The 17,609-nt window shown below is 63.4% G+C and carries 8 protein-coding genes; 5 read left to right on the forward strand and 3 right to left on the reverse strand.

What is annotated here, in order from left to right:
* Nucleotides 1-4 precede the first annotated feature (4 nt).
* From HK107_RS11050 to HK107_RS15995, 3 genes are all read right to left on the reverse strand, one after another.
* The gene (locus tag HK107_RS11050; protein WP_173199718.1) at nt 5-2,440 is read right to left on the reverse strand and encodes a CehA/McbA family metallohydrolase; all 2,436 of its coding nucleotides are present in this window, start codon (nt 2,438-2,440) and stop codon (nt 5-7) included.
* 95 nt (nt 2,441-2,535) lie between these two features.
* Nucleotides 2,536-3,567 (reverse strand): LacI family DNA-binding transcriptional regulator, encoded by a 1,032-nt coding sequence (locus HK107_RS11055; RefSeq protein ID WP_173199720.1) that lies wholly within the window; start codon nt 3,565-3,567, stop codon nt 2,536-2,538.
* A 94-nt stretch (nt 3,568-3,661) separates the two neighbouring features.
* Nucleotides 3,662-6,526: a M16 family metallopeptidase gene (locus HK107_RS15995; RefSeq protein ID WP_173199722.1), complete on the reverse strand. Its 2,865-nt coding sequence runs from the start codon at nt 6,524-6,526 to the stop codon at nt 3,662-3,664.
* A gap of 252 nt (nt 6,527-6,778) precedes the next feature.
* Here HK107_RS15995 and HK107_RS11065 point away from each other — a divergent pair, with 252 nt between their 5' ends.
* From HK107_RS11065 to ilvG, 5 genes are all read left to right on the forward strand, one after another.
* Nucleotides 6,779-8,263 (forward strand): NAD(P)-dependent oxidoreductase, encoded by a 1,485-nt coding sequence (locus HK107_RS11065; protein ID WP_173201479.1) that lies wholly within the window; start codon nt 6,779-6,781, stop codon nt 8,261-8,263.
* Entirely contained in the window at nt 8,260-12,726 is a 4,467-nt protein-coding gene (gene gltB, locus HK107_RS11070; protein ID WP_173199724.1) for a glutamate synthase large subunit, read from the forward strand. The genes HK107_RS11065 and gltB overlap by 4 nt, the downstream gene beginning before the upstream one ends.
* A 354-nt stretch (nt 12,727-13,080) precedes the next feature.
* Nucleotides 13,081-14,742, forward strand: a complete 1,662-nt coding sequence (ilvD, locus tag HK107_RS11075; protein WP_173199727.1) for a dihydroxy-acid dehydratase — start codon at nt 13,081-13,083, stop codon at nt 14,740-14,742.
* Nucleotides 14,743-14,746: 4 nt separating this feature from the next.
* Nucleotides 14,747-15,775 carry a ketol-acid reductoisomerase gene (gene ilvC / locus HK107_RS11080; RefSeq protein ID WP_173199729.1) on the forward strand — a complete coding sequence of 343 codons (1,029 nt, stop codon included), beginning with the start codon at nt 14,747-14,749 and terminating at the stop codon, nt 15,773-15,775.
* 138 nt (nt 15,776-15,913) lie between these two features.
* A complete protein-coding gene (ilvG, locus tag HK107_RS11085; RefSeq protein ID WP_173199731.1) occupies nt 15,914-17,608 on the forward strand; it encodes an acetolactate synthase 2 catalytic subunit in 1,695 nt (564 codons plus the stop codon).
* The last annotated feature ends 1 nt before the right edge of the window (nt 17,609 follow it).

Consider the following 17,609-nt stretch of genomic DNA (forward strand, 5'->3'; position numbering starts at 1 on the left):
TGTCTTACTGACCGCCGATCTCCGCGAGGGCCGCGCGAGCCTGCGTAAAGCGGGCCTCGAGCCTTGGGCCGTAGCGGTCACCATAGGCGCGTTTCATCGTCTCCTCTGCGGCGTCCAGCATGGCAGCTAGCTCAGAGGCTGCGAGAATTTCCGCGTCAGGGTCAGTCGATCCCACCGATCCAATCCAGATTGGCGAGGAATGTGCGAAGGGCCTCGCGTGGGTGGTTGGCCAGGCATCGCTCTTGATTTCATCTGTATACGCCCTGGCTGCAACCCAACCGCCGTCGGTAAGCTCCAGGGTGCCTTCGTAGGATTGGCTTTCGCCAGCGGTGACCCCCTCGAAGGTCTCCACCACCTCGCCGTTGATCAGGATTTCCACGCGGTCGACATCCATCGCCGCTGCGAGATCGAGCGTGAAGGGCGCTTCACCAGTTTCCGTGACGCCTCCCGGTACGACACCCGCCACCTCGAACACCAGAGCAGGCCCGGTGGTGACAAAACCCTTCCCGTCCATCGCAGCGGCGAGAATCTCCGCAGGCGCGTCCGCAGTGCTTGCGGGGATGTAGTTGCGCCCGGTGCCCATGGGCGGGGTCCTGTGGAAGTCGACCCACCCATCCGTACCCGACATCGCATAGACGGGACGTCCAATGTTCAGGAACCGGTACCACATGGCGGAGTTCGTCAGCGGCGGCGTCCAGGCACAGACGATCTCGATGCCCAGCCGGTCCGCGAGAATGCCGTCAGGCACGAGCTCCGGCGGATAAGGGCTCTCGAGGAACATCTCCATGAGGTCACCATCCTCAGAGAACGGATGAACATAGGTCGCCGAGATGTTTTGCTCCGCAGCGAAGTCCACCACATCACCATTGGTCAGGTCCGGATTGCCGAGCGTCGGGTTCCGAGGTCCAAAGAACCAGGGCGCGAACGGCTCATCATTACCAAGAAGGCCGACGTGACCGTGGAAGTGAGAGCGAACCTCCTGGCCTTGCCAGACCGTGCGCCCGTCTTTCCTAGTGATATCGCCAAGGATCGGCGCATCAATCCTGCGTTCCCAGCGGTTCCAGGACATGGGCGCGAGCTGATCAAGGTCCTCGCCGGCCATTTGCGCCAGGGCATGGCGATGCTCGGCGCGGAGGTGGCCGTCACCATTCAGGTGAACGTGATAGTCCGCAGACGTATAGCCCGCCTCCTCTGCATCCCACACCGTTGAGAGCTCCAGCTCTGCCTCAACCGTCCTCCGGCCGCCGACGCGTACGCTGGTCGAGACGACAGGGGTCATGGGGCCCCGCACCGCGAGGACTTCGTAGCGTCCGGCAGGAACCGTCAGCTCGGCAGAACCGTCGGTGTAGAAATAGCGCCTGCCACTGTTCGGGTCGACGAAGGTTGGTCCATCTTGAGACGCTACAGGATGCCCGCCGGGGCCGGTGACAACGACCCTTGCAGGCACTTCCTGCCCTTCCTCATCGGTTGTCACGATACTGAGGGTTCCTGTCGATGCGCCATAGTCCCAGCGCTCGATGGCCACCTTCTCGGCGGCTCCTCCATAGGTCGGGACGCGCATCATTTCGAACTGGCGATCTTCGTCGAGCGTCAAGAAAAGTACGCTCTCACCATCCCCGCTGAAGCTCGGGGTCAGCGCAAAGGCGTCGCCGCTCGTCAGCCTGTGGCGTACCCTCGGTTGGCCGAGGTCGACGGCGAAGAGATGCTGCGCATTGTCGATGGGCGCCGTGTAGACCGCGAGGTTGAGGCTTGGGTGAACATCCGCAGTCAGATGATAGGCAAGGGTCTCGGCCACTACCAACTCATCGCTACCGGTCAGGAAATCACGGTGCCTGAGGCCGCGCAACGCGCCTCCCCCGTGGAGGTAGAGGAGCCCGTTGCCATTGGCCAGCGCTCGCGGGTTGCGCTCCACCTGAGGGAGGTCTGTCAGCTGTTCATCGGCGCCCGATGCAAGGTGACGACGGAAAAGAGACAGTCTGCCCTCGGGCGCTGAACTATAGAAAAGGTACGCGCCATCGCGGGAAAACTCCGGGTCAAGATCGATGCCAGCGCTGTCGATGATGTCTTCGCGACGGGAGGCCACATCGATGACGACAACCGCCGTGTCGTCCCCTTCGTCCCTGACAAAGGCCAGCCGCTTGCCGTCGGGGGACCAGCGGGGCCGGGCATCCATGTCGGGGCCCTTCGTCAACCGGGTGGCGACACCGCTTTCGATGTCGAGGATCCAGATCCATCCGTGAGCGGAGAAGGCGATGCGCTCGCCGTCAGGAGCTTCTGCGGGATCAGTGGGACTACCGGCAAAAATGGGTAATTCGTGCTGCTCGAGATAGACGTGGTGGCCAAAGTCATCGAGCTTCGGATAGTGGTTTGTCCATTGCGCCGACGCGGCCCCATAAAATGCGAGCGCGGACGCAGCCGCAAGAAGACACTGTTTCACCATGACGAACCACTTTCCAAACGCGCTCCCGGCCGGGAGCTTTGCTGGGTTCTAGCATGGTCTCTCAGGTGAAGGGGGCCGCGATGCAGCTAACGAGCTCAGCTGCCCTTTGGCTCAGCCGTCGATTCGCGGATGCGCAGATGATAGTCGAGGAGCTTCGATTGCAGCGCGAGCTTCGACGTCCCCGCCGCTTCGATCACGGTTTCCACCGCTGCCTTCCCCATCGCTTCGAGAGGCTGCACCACCGTGGTGAGCGCAGGCAGTGTACGGACGGCTATCTCGCTATCGTCAAAGCCGACGACGGAGAGCTGCTGCGGGATCGAAATGCCGCGCCGGTAGGCTGCTGTGACGACACCAGCGGCCATGTCGTCATTTGCTGCGAAGACTGCGGTTGGCGGCTCGGGTAGGTCGAGGAGCCAGAGGCCCTGCTTGATGCCTGAGTCGAAGTCGAACAGTCCGGGGAGGACCAAGTCGTTGTCCACGGCCAGACCGGCCGCTTCCAGCGCATCGCAATAGCCGCGGTACCGCGTCTCGGTGGCGTCCTGGTCTTCCCTGCCCCTAAGGAAGGCGATCCGCTTATGGCCAAGATCGATCAGGTGGCGGGTGATATCTTCAGCGGCCTGACGGTCGTCGATCGTAACCGTTGCACGGACCTCGGTGTCTTCTACGCTCGTCACGCCAATGCGGACCGTCTTGATACCGAGCTTCTCAACGACGGTCTCCACGACCTTGTCGTTGGCGAGCGGCGGAACGAGCACGATGCCGTCAGGCTTGCCGTTCTGCATCGCCTTGTTCATCCAGCCCGTCAGCGCTTCCTCGCTGACCAGCACGTCAGTGGGCGCCATGGCGAGGCGGAGATTGTAGCCGAGGTCCTGACAGGCCTGGAGCGCGCCGAACTGCACTGTACTGACAAATGACGAGCGCACGTCATGCACGAGCAGCATGATCTGGAAGCTGCGGCGGCTTCTAAGGCTGCGGGCCGTGGCGCTCGGCACGTAGCCGAGGCGGTCCATCGCCTCGCGGACACGCTGGCGCATGGCTTCCTGGACGCGCGGCTCATTATTGAGGACGCGGCTGACGGTCTTGAGGGAGACCCCCGCCTCCTTCGCCACGTCGACCATGCGAACCATGTTTTCCTCCGGATCGGCCCCTCACATGAGCCGGACAGTAGTGCGTTCGCGCCTCAAAGAAAGAGCGCGAACGCGATAAGGTGAACGCCTGCGGTTACTCGCCCGAAGCAGGCAGTTCGACGATCGAGCCACCGGCGAAGTCTGTGACCGGCTGGCGCTGGGTCTCGCCGTCACCGACGATGACGTAGATCATTTCGTCTTCCTGCAGATGCTCTGCGGCAACCTCCTGGAAGTCAGCGACCTCCATCGACAGCAAGAGCTCCTGCTCCTGCTCAAGGAAGTCGAGCGGCTTGCCGTAGCGCGAGATGGAGCGCAGCAGGCCAAGCTTGGCACCGAGGCTTTCATAGGCGCGGGTGTTGTCCTTGACGATCTTCTGCCGGGTGATCTCGGCATCGCTCTCATCGAAGGTCGGGCCGTACTGATCAATCATCTCACGGATGATTTCGAGCGATGGACCAGTCGCGTTCGCGCGAACGCTTGTCCCCATCTGCCAGCGCTGGGGAAGCGTGCCGTTCGAGATGCCCGAGTAGGCGCCGTAGGTATAACCCTTCTCGATACGGAGGACCTGGGCAAAGTCGCCGCTGATCCCTCCGCCGAGCTTTTCGTTGGTAAAGTCGATCTTCGTGTGTGCAGGATCGAAGGTTGGCACGATAAGCTTGCCTGCGAGGATCACGCTCTGCTTCGAGCCCGGCACGTCGATGAAGAAGACGCGCGCGTCCTGCTCTTCCGGCGAAGGTGCGGGAAGCGCAGGCTTGTCCGCATCGCCTGAGAAGAGCTCGGCCAGTTCGGTCAGCCCTTCCTCAGCGCGCGAAGCATCGACATCGCCGACCACGTGGAAGCGGACCGATGAGGAAAGCAGCGCCTCGTGGGCTTCGCGCATGTCCGCAACGGTCAGGGCCGAAACGCTGTTCTCGGTTCCGCTAATCGACGGACCAGCGGGGTGATCTTCACCGTAGAGCAGCTTTTGGAAGGCAAGGCTGCCGATGGCGCCGGGGCTGGCCTGACGACCTTTGATGCCAGTCAGGGTGGCCTGCTGCACGCGGGCGAAATCCGCATCCAGGAACCGTGGCGTTTCGATCAGCTCACGGACGAGGTCGATCGTCTTTTCGAAATTCCGGGCGAGGGTCGTGACGGTGATCACCGTGTCCTCACTGCCAGCGTCGATGGAGATCGAGGAGCCAAGAAGACCCGCCGCCTGCTCGAACTCAGCGGCTGTCTTCGAGGCGGTGCCTTCGTTCATCAGCGAAGCCATAAGGCCAGCAGCACCACGCTTACCGTCAGGGTCGAAGAAGCCGCCATGGTCGATCGAGATGTCGAACGTCACCACAGGCGTCTCGTCACTCTCGACGCCGAGGAGACGCGCGCCGCCGATAGACGCTTGGTAGATCTCTGGCATGGAGAAGAGCGGAAGCTCGCCGAACGCAGGCTCCGAGCGATCGACGAGCGAAGGGGTCCGCTCATACTCCGCCTCTTCGCCTTGGCTCACCTCTTCGCTCGCCACGTCGGCGCGGACTTCTTCCACGGCGACCTCCGCGAGGGTCGCACCCTCGACAGCCAGCTCAGCCTGCCCTTGAGGAACGAAGCTGGTGATGACCATCGGCTTGCCTTTGATGTGCGCGTTGTAGGCCGCCATCACATCGTCAGCAGTCAGCGTTTCGAGCTTCTTCGCCTCAACGCCAGTATAGCCCGGATCGCCCGCGAACTCGTTGTTCGTAGCCAGTTGGTTTGCCTTGCCAAGCACCGTTGAGACCGAAGCATAAAGCCCTGTCTCCTGCTCCGCCTTGATCCGCTGCAATTCAGCCGGATCGACGCCCTCTTCCTCGAAGCGCGCGAGCGCCTCTTCGATGGCGACCTTCACCTCATCGAGGTCTGTGCCGGCATTGGCACGTACACGGATGGTGAACTCGCCTGCGATCTCCTGCGAGTTGTTATAGGCCGACACGCCTGGCGCCAACTTCTTCTCATCCACGATCACTTCGTAGAGCGGAGAGCCCTTCGAACCGCCGAGCACCGCGCCAAGCACGCGCAACGGGATCTCGTCGTCATTGAGGCTCGCCACCGTGGGGAAGGTCAGCCGCAGCTCTGGCAGCGTTGCGAAATTGTCTTCCCAGTAGAGGCTCTTCGTCTCTTCGAGCGTGACCGGACGCGGCTCGAGCATCTCAACGTCAGGGCCGCTCCGCAGCTCACCGAACCAGTATTCGATCTTCTCGCGCATCTCGGCCGGGTCGAAATCACCAGCGACCGCGAAGGTCACATTGGCGAGGCCGTAATACTGGTCGTAGAACTCCTTCAAATCATCGAGGGTCGCGTTCTGCAGGTCTTCAAGCTGTCCGATCACCGTCCAGCTGTAGGGGTGGTCGTCAGGGTACAGCGCTTTCTTGATGACCTCCGTCGTGAAGCCGTAAGCCGCGTTATCGACGCGCTGGCGCTTCTCGTTCTTCACCACCTGCTTCTCGCGCTCAAGCGCAGCCTGGGTCACCGTATTGATCATGAAGCCGAGGCGGTCGCTATCGATCCACAGGATCTTGTCCACGGCATCGGTGGGCACGACCTCGTAATAGATCGTGCCATCAGACCAGGTACCGCCGTTCCGCTGGCCACCCCACTCGGGGATAGCCTTACGGTTCCAGCCGCGCGGGACGTTCTCCGAATCATTGAACGCCATGTGCTCGAAGAAGTGGGCGAAGCCTGTGCGGCCCCGCTTCTCGCGGTTCGAGCCGACGTGGACGACGGTGGAGAAGGCGACGATCGGGTCCGATTTGTCGACGTGGAGAATCACCTCGAGGCCATTGTCGAGGGTGAACTTCTCATAGGGGATCTCGAAGCCCTGTTCGGCGGCCTCGGCCTTTTCAGCCGCCTCCTTGGCGGCGTTCTGGGCGCCCTCGCGAACGCCCTCCACGAAGTCGCACCCGGCAAGGGCGATGGAGCTGGCAGCGAGGAGAAGAAGCGTCTTGCGCACGGGGCGGAGCCTTTCTGTGAGAGGTCGATGTCCTGCCCAAGACTTTGGGTATGCCCGGCGTGAAACGCAAACCCGCGGGAGAGAGCATTGGCCGCCGCAGGAACCCTCGCAATCCCGCTGACACTCGCCGGATTTTGCATTTGCGTCTTGAATTAGCTTGTTCTATCAATCCGAGCCTTCTGGAGAGCGTTTTATCGCTTACCAGGCTTCCGTTCAGCTCCAGCCTTGTTCCGGAGACCCGTGATGACCGACATGCTGCGATTTATCGATAAGCCCCAAAAGGGCCCTGAAAAACGCACACCGGAGCTCCGCCGGGAGGACTTCGAGGAGATCTATCAGGGTTTCCAGGAAGCGCAGGCCGAGGCGCAGGCCTCACGCTGCTCGCAATGCGGCGTGCCCTTCTGCTCATCAGGCTGCCCCCTCGGCAACCACATCCCCGACTGGCTCCGCCTCGCAGCAGAAGGCGAGCTGCATGAAGCCTACGAGCTCTCCGCCTCGACATCCTCCATGCCCGAAATCTGTGGCCGCATCTGTCCGCAGGACCGCCTCTGTGAAGGCTCCTGCGTCATCGAGCAGTCAGGGCACGGAACAGTGACCATCGGTGCGGTGGAGCAGTATATCACCGACAATGCCTGGAAAGAGGGCTGGATCGACCCGATCAAGCCGAAGCGCGAGCGGCCTGAGCATATTGGCATCATCGGTTCAGGCCCCGGTGGCCTCTCCGCTGCCGATTCGCTCCGCGCGCTTGGCTATCAGGTGACGATCTACGACCGCTACGACCGGGCTGGCGGTCTTCTTATCTACGGTATCCCCGGCTTCAAGCTGGAGAAAGACGTCGTGGCTCGGCGTGTGGAGAGGCTCAAACAATCTGGCGTCCGCTTTGAGCTGAATGTCGAAATCAGCAGCACGCTGAGCTTCGCGGATCTGAGGGAGCGGCATGACGCTGTCCTCATCGCAACAGGGGTCTACAAGGCCCGGGAGCTAAGCGTTCCGGGCGTGGGCAATGAGGGGGTCGTCCGCGCACTCGACTACCTCACTGCCTCGAACCGCAAGGGTCTCGGCGATGACGTGCCCCTCTTCGATGACGGGACCCTCAATGCAAAGGGCAAAAAAGTCATCGTGATCGGCGGCGGCGACACGGCAATGGACTGTGTACGGACAGCCATCCGTCAGGATGCAGCTTCCGTCACCTGCGTCTACCGCCGCGACCGCGAGAACATGCCGGGTAGTGCCCGTGAGGTGAAGAACGCCGAGGAAGAAGGCATCCTCTTCCGCTGGCTCGCCTCGCCCAAGATGGTCCTAGGCGGCGCGGAAAAGCTGACCGGAGTGCGCGTGGCCAAGATGGCTCTTGGCGCACCAGACATCTCAGGTCGCCAGATTCCTGAGGAAGTTCAGGGTGCCGACGATGACCTCGAAGCGGACCTCGTCATCAAGGCTCTTGGCTTCAGCCCCGAAGACCTGCCGAAAGCGTTCGGCGAGGAAGGCCTGACCCTCAACCCGTGGGGCACTATCAAGGCTGACCCCCGCACCTTCGCTACCGCCCTGCCCGGCGTGTTCGCAGCCGGAGACATTGTCCGCGGCGCAAGCCTCGTCGTCTGGGCGATCCATGACGGCCGCAAGGCTGCCGACGGTATCCACAAATATATCAGCACAAAGAGCGCCTCTGCCGACGCCGAAACCATCGGCCAGCAGAACCGTCAGTATGACGCGCGCAACTACGAACCGGTGACGCCATGACCCGCCCTGAAGCCTTCGGCCTCTACGATCCTAGCGATGAACGCGATGCCTGCGGTGTCGGCCTCGTCGCCGCTACCGATGGTAAGCCCCGCCGCGAAGTCGTTACCCGTGCCATCGAAGCACTGAAGGCCGTCTACCATCGCGGCGCCGTCGCTGCCGACGGCAAGACAGGCGACGGCGCAGGCCTCCGGCTCGACGTGGCGCAGGACTTCTTCCGCTCGAAGGTCGCCAAGGGCGGGCACGAGCCGACCCGCGCGCCCGTCTGCGTGGGCCAGGTCTTCCTTCCGCGTACCGACTTCAATGCTCAGGATCGGGCGCGGACGATCGTCGAAACGGAAGTGCTCCGCTTCGGCTTTCGCCTCTACGGCTGGCGCCAGACGCCGGTAAACTCCACTATCATTGGTCGCAAAGCCAACGATGTCCGCCCTGAGATCGAGCAGATCCTCTTCCACGATCCCCAAGGCCGCCCGAACGACGAGCTGGAGCGCACGCTCTACATCGTCCGCAGACGCATCGAAAAGCAGGCCCTCGCCGAGCGCCTGCCCGACTTCTACGTCTGCTCGCTCAGCCCGCGGGACATCATCTACAAGGGCATGTTCCTCGCCGAGGAGATCGACCGGTTCTACCTCGACCTTCAGGACGAGCGCTTCACAAGCTCGTTCGCGATCTTCCACCAGCGCTATTCAACGAACACCTTCCCCGAATGGCGGCTGGCCCAGCCCTTCCGCATGCTGGCCCACAATGGCGAGATCAACACCCTCTCCGGCAACGTCGCATGGATGAAGGCGCACGAGGTCAAGATGGCCGCGTCTGTCTTCGATCAGTATGATGACGATGTGAAGCCGGTCGTCCAGCCTGGCTCCTCGGACTCGTCCGCCCTCGACGCCGTCTTCGAGATCCTCGTGCGCGGCGGAAGGTCCGCGCCTATGGCCAAGGCCCTCCTCATCCCCGAGGCCTGGTCCAAGCGCTCCTCCATCATGAGCCGCGAGGTGCAGGCGCTCTATGGCTACTGCAACGCGGTGATGGAGCCGTGGGACGGCCCAGCCGCCATCTGCGCCTTCGACGGACGCTGGGCCGTGGCTGGCCTCGACCGTAATGGTCTCCGGCCCCTACGCTACGCTGTGACCGAAGACGGCCTCCTCGCCGTGGGTTCGGAGAGCGGCATGTGCCCGCTGGGAGACAAGCGCGTTGTGGAGCGCGGCTCGGTCCCGGCGGGCGGCATGCTGGCTCTTGATCTCGAGAAAGGCGAACTCTTCCGCCCCGACGAAGCCATCACCATGCTGACCGAGCAGCATCCCTATGACAACTGGCTCGAACAGGTCGTGGAGCTTGATGATGAAATCGGCCCGGGACCTGAAGACCGCCTCTTCGAAGATACCGAGCTGCGCCATCGTCAGGTTGCAGCCGGCTTCACTCGCGAAGACCTCGACCTCATCCTCAAGCCGATGGTCATGGACGCCAAGGAAGCCATCGGCTCCATGGGCGACGACACGCCGCTCGCCGTCCTCTCCAACGAATACCGTCCGCTGTCGCACTATTTCCGCCAGCGCTTCAGTCAGGTCACCAACCCGCCCATTGACCCCCTTCGCGAAGGCAGAGTCATGTCGCTGAAGACTCGGTTCAAGAACTTAGGCAACATCCTCGCCGAGGATGAGACGCAGACGGATGTCTTCGTCCTCGAAGGCCCGATCCTCACCAACGGCATGTTCGAGCGGCTGCAGGACAAGCTCTCGATGCACGTCATCGACTGCACCTTCGAGCGCGGCGATGGCAGCGGCACGGCGCTGAAAGCCGCCCTCGATCGGATCCTCGACGAAGCCTGCGATGCCGTGCGCGCAGGCTCCGGCCACATTGTCCTCAGCGACAAGAAACAGGGGCCGAACCGCATCCCGGTTCCGATGATCCTTGCTGCAGGAGGCGTCCACCGCCGCCTTCTCGAAGCGGGCCTGCGGTCCAACTGTTCGTTCACGGTGCGTTCGGCAGAGTGCATGGACAGCCACTACGCCGCCGTCCTGATCGGTGTCGGCGCCACCTGCGTCAGCCCCTACCTCGCCTTCGAGAGCATTGGTGCGGCGCACGCAGCAGGAAAGTATCCCGGTAAGACCCTCGGCGAAGCCTGCCTTGCCTACAAAACGGCTATCGAGAATGGCCTTCTGAAAATCCTCTCCAAGATGGGCGTCTCGGTTCTCTCCGCCTACAGAGGGGGTTGCAACTTCGAGACCCTAGGCCTGTCGCGGACCCTGCTGGCTGAGTACTTCCCCACGGCCTCCTCGCGCATCTCTGGCATCGGTCTTCAGGGCCTCGAGCGAAAGCTTGGTGAGCTCTCCGACAAGGCCTGGCCCGGCGAGGACGGCGTGGCGAAGCTGCCCGTTGGCAGCTTCTACCGTGTACGGTCGGTAGGCGAGCGCCATGCCTATGAGGCAAAGCTGATCGCTGATCTCCAGAAGGCCGTGCGCAACAATGACCGCGATGCCTACCGCCGCTATTCCGAAGCGCTGGGCGAGCAGGGAGCGATCCAGCTCCGCGATCTTCTTAGCTTCCGGCCGGTCGGCAAACCCATCCCACTTGACGAGGTAGAGAGCGTCAACTCCATCCGCAAACGCTTCGTCACCCCCGGCATGTCGCTCGGCGCGCTCAGCCCCGAGGCCCACGGCGTCCTCAACGTCGCGATGAACCGTATCGGCGCAAAGTCCGTGTCCGGAGAAGGCGGCGAAGACCCAGAGCGTTACACGCCCCTCGCCAATGGCGACAACATGAACTCCGCCGTGAAGCAGGTCGCCTCTGGCCGCTTCGGTGTGACGGCCGAGTATCTCAACCAGTGCCGCGAAATCGAGATCAAGGTCGCACAAGGCGCCAAGCCCGGCGAGGGCGGCCAGCTTCCCGGCTTCAAGGTCAACGCCTACATCGCCAAGCTCCGCCACGCGACCAAGGGCGTGACGCTGATCTCACCTCCTCCGCACCATGACATTTATTCGATCGAAGACCTTGCCCAGCTGATCTACGACCTCAAGCAGATCTCGCCGACCGCGCGCGTCTGCGTGAAGCTCGTCAGCTCTGCAGGCGTTGGCACCATCGCGGCGGGCGTGGCGAAGGCAAAGGCTGACGCCATTCTCATCTCGGGCCATGTCGGCGGCACGGGCGCGAGCCCGCAGACCTCCATCAAGTTCGCAGGCAGCCCATGGGAGCTCGGCCTCGCCGAGGCCAATCAGGTCTTGACCCTGAACGAGCTTAGGGAAAGCGTCACCCTACGGACGGATGGCGGAATCAGGACAGGCCGGGACGTTCTCGTGGGCGCTATGCTGGGTGCGGAGGAGTTCGGTATCGGCACCCTGTCGCTCGTCGCGATGGGCTGTCTAATGGTGCGCCAGTGCCACTCGAACACCTGCCCGGTCGGCGTCTGCACGCAGGATGAGGACCTCCGCGCACGGTTCAGCGGTGCGGCGGACCACGTCGTCAACCTCATGACCTTCATAGCCGACGAGATCCGCGAGATGCTCGCCTCGCTTGGCGCACGAAGCATCGAGGAAGTGATCGGCAGACCTGACCTGCTTCGTCAGGTCAGCCGGGGTCCCGACTATCTCGATGACCTCGACCTCAACCCGATGCTCGTGCGCGCTGATGAGGGCCAGGCCCCTCCCCGCTCGACCCGCGAAGGGCGGCATGAGCCTGACGCGACGCTTGATGACCAGATCGTGCTCGACGCGCAATCTGTCTGGGAGCGGCGCGAGAAGATGCAGCTCACTTACACCGTGCGGAACGTCCACAGAGCCGTCGGCACACGGACGAGCCATCACATCTGGAAGAACTTTGGCACGCTCCCCGCTGGCCACCTCACGGTGAAGCTGCAGGGCTCAGCCGGTCAATCCCTTGGCGCATTTGGCACGCAAGGCCTCCGCCTCGAAGTGGAAGGCGACGCCAACGACTATGTCGGCAAGGGCCTATCCGGTGCAGAGATTGTCGTGCTCGGCTTCCGTGACGAACCCGGCGGCGGTGTCCTGGTCGGCAACACCTGCCTCTACGGCGCAACCGCAGGCTCGCTCTTCGTTGCGGGTAAGGCAGGCGAACGCTTCGCCGTCAGGAACTCAGGCGCCACCACCGTCATCGAAGGCTGCGGCGCCAATGGCTGCGAGTACATGACGGGCGGCGTGGCCGTCATCCTTGGCCCGGTGGGCGACAATTTCGCGGCAGGCATGACCGGTGGTCAGGCTTTTGTCCTTGATGAGACGGACGCTCTTGATGACCTTCTGAACACGGAGCACGTCGTCGCTGGCCCCCTTGGCGAGGCAGAAGAGACCTGCCGCGACCTCATCTCCAGGCACCTCCAGGAGACCGGAAGCGCGAAGGCCGCGAACATCCTTCAGCACTGGGACGAAGCCCGTCACAAGATCAAGTGGGTGCGTCCTCAAGGGGTTGAGGCATCTTCGGGCAGCTCCGACGTCGCACCTGCTGCCGCGAGAGCGTGACCATATACCGCCTGTTTCGACCCTGTTAACGCATTAATTTGCTCAACAGAGCCTAAATTAGCATTTTTCTGCTTCATCGCTGTTGCGGCGCGATAAATCCCATGTTAGCCAAGTTTCGCTAGCGAGGGATTACGCCCACGCAGCCACGATGTGGAAACGACCGATGAACGCGCCGCTGAACAAGCTCGCCCTTCCCGTAAACGACGTACCCGTCGTATCGGTCCTTCTCGTCCTCCTTATTACCGAAAGCCCCTAGGGAGCGGCATCGGAACGGCACGGCCTGACCGACGCGAAGCTCCCGACAGGGAGCTTTTTTTTCACCTGTACCCCTCTGAACGACCACCGAGAGACCCCATGAGACCGCCCAAACGCAGCGACGCCATCACCAAAGGACCCGCAAGGGCGGCCGCGCGCGCCATGCTGCGCGCCACCGGGTTCGAAGATGAGGATTTCGACCGTCCGATCATCGCGGTGGTAAACACCTATTCCTCCGTCACCCCCTGCAACATGCACCTGAAAGACCTCGCAGAACCGGTGCTGAAGGGCATCCGCGATGCAGGCGGATGGCCCGTCGAGTTCGGTGCGCCCGTGGTCTCCGACGGCATCACCATGGGCCATGAGGGGATGCGCGCGTCCCTCGTCAGTCGCGAGATCATCGCAGACTCGATCGAGCTCGCCGTCAGGGGTCACGCCCTCGACGCGGCCCTCGTGCTGGTCGGTTGTGACAAGACCATCCCCGCGGCTGCCATGGCGCTCGCCCGCTGCGACGTCCCGGGCCTGGTCTTCTATGGCGGCACGATCGCAGCGGGCTGCTCGGCCAGCAAGAAAATTTCCGTGCAGGACGTTTTCGAGGCCATTGGGGCTCACGCCCAGGGCTCCATCGACGAAGCCGAGCTCGACCAGATCGAGCGCAGCGCCTGCCCCGGCGCCGGGTCCTGCGGTGGTCAGTTCACGGCCAATACGATGGCCATGGCCCTTGCCTTCCTCGGCATAGCGCCGATGGGCGCAGGCGATGTCCCCGCCGTCGACGCGGGCAAGGCCGCTGAGGCCGAGCGCTGCGGCCGCCTCATCGCAGAACATGCGTTGGGCAAGGGCTCGCGCACCTACGTGACCGAAGCGTCGCTCAAGAACGCGGCCACCGCCGTTGTCGCGTCGGGCGGCAGCACCAATGCTGTCCTCCACATCGCAGCGATCGCGGCGGAGGCAGGCGTCCCGTTCGATATCGAGCTCTTCGACAAGCTGTCTCGCGAGACACCTGTCATTGCCGATCTGAAACCCGGCGGCCGCTATATGGCCGAGGACCTGACCGCTGCTGGCGGCTGCCGTCTCTTCGGCCAGCGCCTGCGCGAGGCGGGCATGATCGAAGACGTGCCGACCGTCAGTGGTCGGACGCTCTTCGAAGAGCTCGACGCCTTCGAGGAAACCCAAGGCCAGAAAGTCGTCCGCACCGTGAGGGACCCGGTCAAGCAGACCGGCGGCCTGCGCATCCTCTACGGTGACCTCGCCCCCGAAGGCGCAGTCCTCAAGACCGCAGGCTACTCGACCTCCCGCTTTGAAGGACCTGCAAAGGTCTTCGGCAGCGAAGAGGAGTGCTTCGAGGCGGTCTCGAAAGGCGCCATCAAGGAAGGCGACGTCGTCATCATCCGCTATGAAGGTCCCAAAGGTGGCCCGGGCATGCGCGAGATGCTCGCCATCACCGGCGCCCTCGCAGGCCAGGGCCTTGCGGGCAAGGTTGCTCTGATCACGGACGGCCGCTTCTCCGGCGCCTCCCACGGCTTCGTCATCGGCCATGTCTCGCCAGAGGCTGCCGTAGGCGGACCAATCGCCCTTGTGAACGAAGGCGACACCATCACTATCGACGTTGAGAGCCGCCGCATCGATGCGGCCATCGACTGGGACCAGCGGGCGAAAGACCTCGTCATGCCTGAGCCCAACCGCTTCGGCGGTGTCTTCGACAAATTCGCTGCGCTCGTCGGATCGGCAAGCCGCGGCGCTACCACCTTGCAGGAGGGCTGAAGCCATGGGTGACCAACTGAGAGCATACACCAAGGACGACGTAACGCCGGTCCTCAGTGGTAAGACAATCGCCGTCATCGGCTATGGCAGCCAGGGCCGCAGCCACGCGCGCAATCTGCGCGACAGCGGCATGGACGTCATCATCGGCGCCCGCCGCGGCGGCGCTTCGGAGACCAAGGCCGAGGAAGACGGCTTCCGCGTCCTCACCCCTGCCGCAGCAGCCGAAGAGGCTAGCTACATAGCCCTGACGGCGCCGGACATGGCGCACAAGGAGATCTACGAGAACGACGTCAAGCCAAACCTCAAGGCTGGCGACACCCTTATGTTCGCCCACGGATTTTCCGTACTCTACGGTCAGGTCGAGCCGCCTAAAGATGTCGACGTCATCCTCGTTGCCCCCAAGGGCCCCGGCGACCTCGTGCGCCGGGAGTTCGAGAAAGGCCGCGGCGTCCCGTGCCTCTTCGCCATCCATCAGGATGCGTCAGGCGAAGCCCGCGACCGCGCTCTTCACTACGCTGACGGTGTCGGCGGCACCGCAGCGGCGGTCTTCGAAACGAGCTTCAAGCACGAGACCGAAACCGACCTCTTCGGTGAGCAGGCCGTCCTCTGCGGCGGCGCGACGGAGCTGGTCGTCATGGGCTTCGAAACGCTGGTGGAAGCAGGCTACGCGCCAGAGCTTGCCTACTATGAGTGCCTTCACGAGCTGAAGCTGATCGTCGACCTCCTCCACGAAGGCGGCCTCGCCAAGATGCACGAGTTCATCTCCGAAACGGCCATCTATGGCGATCTCAAATCAGGCCCCCGCGTCGTGGACGAGAACTCCCGCGAGAAGATGCGCGCCGTCCTCAAGGACATCCAGACCGGCGCCTTCGCCCGCGACTGGATCACCGAGAACCAGGCCGGAAAGCCCGCCTACCGCCAGATGCTGGCCGCCGATCTCGAGCACCCGATCGAGGAAACCGGCCGCAAGCTCCGCTCACAGATGACCTGGCTTAATGCAGAGCCAGGGTCGAACTCCGCCAATCAGGAATAGTCCCATGCCCAAGACGCCTCCCCAGACAGAGCGCCACAGCCCTGACCAGCGTCAGCACCGCCCCATGAAGGCTCCGCCCACACGCGAGCCTTCTCGTCCGAAGGCGGACGACTTCGCACGATATATGGGCAGCGCGCCATGACAGCCGCAGCGATGAAGGAAGCCGCCGAAGAACCTCAGACAGAGGCCGCGACAGGAGCCAAGCTGCTTGTCGACGCACTGGCGGCACAGGGTGTGGAGACCGTCTTCGGATATCCCGGCGGCGCAATCATGCCTGTCTACGACGCTCTGACTTCTTCATCGCTGCGCCACATTCTCTGCCGCCATGAGCAGGCCTGCGCCTTTTCCGCTGCGGCTTTCGGGCGGATGACCGGCAAGCCCGGCGTCTGCCTCGCAACCTCCGGACCCGGAGCAACCAACCTCGTCACAGGCATCGCCGATGCCTATATGGACAGTGTGCCGATGGTCGCGATCACCGGCCAGGTTGCCCAGCCCGTCATGGGTACGGACGCCTTCCAGGAAGTCGACATCTTCGGCATCACCATGCCGATCGTCAAACACAGCTATATCATCCGTGACGCCGCCGATGTGCCGGGCGTCATCGCCGAGGCTTTCGAGATCGCTGCGAGCGGTCGGCCCGGTCCCGTCCTGGTGGACATCCCTAAAGATGTTCAGCAGGCAGCGGCGCATCCCGCGCCGGTCAATGTCGAGCGCGCACCTGCCCCCGCTCTCGATGATGACGGCCTCCGCCGCTGCGAAGCCGCCATTCGCGATGCGGAGCGTCCGCTCTTCTATCTGGGCGGCGGCATCACGCGCGCAGGGGCGGTGGACGCTGTCCGCAGGCTGGTCGAGCGCGCAGGCATCCCTGCGGCTTGCACGCTGCACGGCCTCGGTGTTCTGCCGTCTGATCATCCGCAGCTTCTCGGCATGCTGGGTATGCATGGCAGCCGCGCGGCGAACCTCGCGGTGCAGGAGTGCGACCTCCTCATCAATATCGGTGGCCGCTTCGACGACCGCGCCACGGGCCGCCTCGACGGCTTCGCGCCCAAGGCCCGCGTGGTCCATTTCGACCGTGATGCATCGGAGATCTCCAAGCTCCGCCACGCCGACGTCTCCGTTCACGGAGAATTCGGGCCTAGCCTCGACAGCCTCTATCCAGAGCCAGGGCACATCGACCCGTGGCTCGCGACCACCGCTGGCTGGAAGTTTGAGTACGTCGCGCCATACGATGCTCCCGGCGAAGGCATCTACGCGCCCGCCCTCCTCCGCGACCTCTCCCTCGCTGCAGGCGAAGGGTTCGTCGCCGTGCCCGACGTCGGCCAGCATCAGATGTGGACGGCTCAGCACTGCCACTTCACCAGGCCCCAGGCGCACCTCACCTCAGGAGGCCTCGGCTCAATGGGCTTCAGCCTGCCTACAGCCGTCGGCGCCAAGCTGGCTGAGCCCCAAAGCACCGTCGTCTCCATCAATGGCGACGGCGGCTTCATGATGAACATTCAGGAGCTGGCGACCCTCAACCGCTACCGGATCCCTCTGAAGGTCCTGGTGCTGAACAACTCACGCCTCGGGATGGTCCGTCAGTGGCAGGAGCTGTTCTTCGACGGCAACTTCTCCGAAGTCGACCTGTCGGACAACCCCGACTTCACCAAGGTTGCCCAGGCCTTCGGCATCGATGCCTTCACCATCTCCGCCCGCGACGAGGTCGCTCCGGGGATCGAGCGCTTCCTCGCAGCCGAGGGGCCGATCCTGATGCACGCGATCATCGATCCTGCCGAGAACGTCTGGCCGCTGGTCGCGCCGGGCAAGGCCAATGACGAAATGATGGAGGGCTGAT

It is taken from the genome of Parvularcula mediterranea (genome assembly GCF_013085255.1).
GTDB classification, from domain to species: Bacteria; Pseudomonadota; Alphaproteobacteria; order Caulobacterales; family Parvularculaceae; genus Parvularcula; species Parvularcula mediterranea.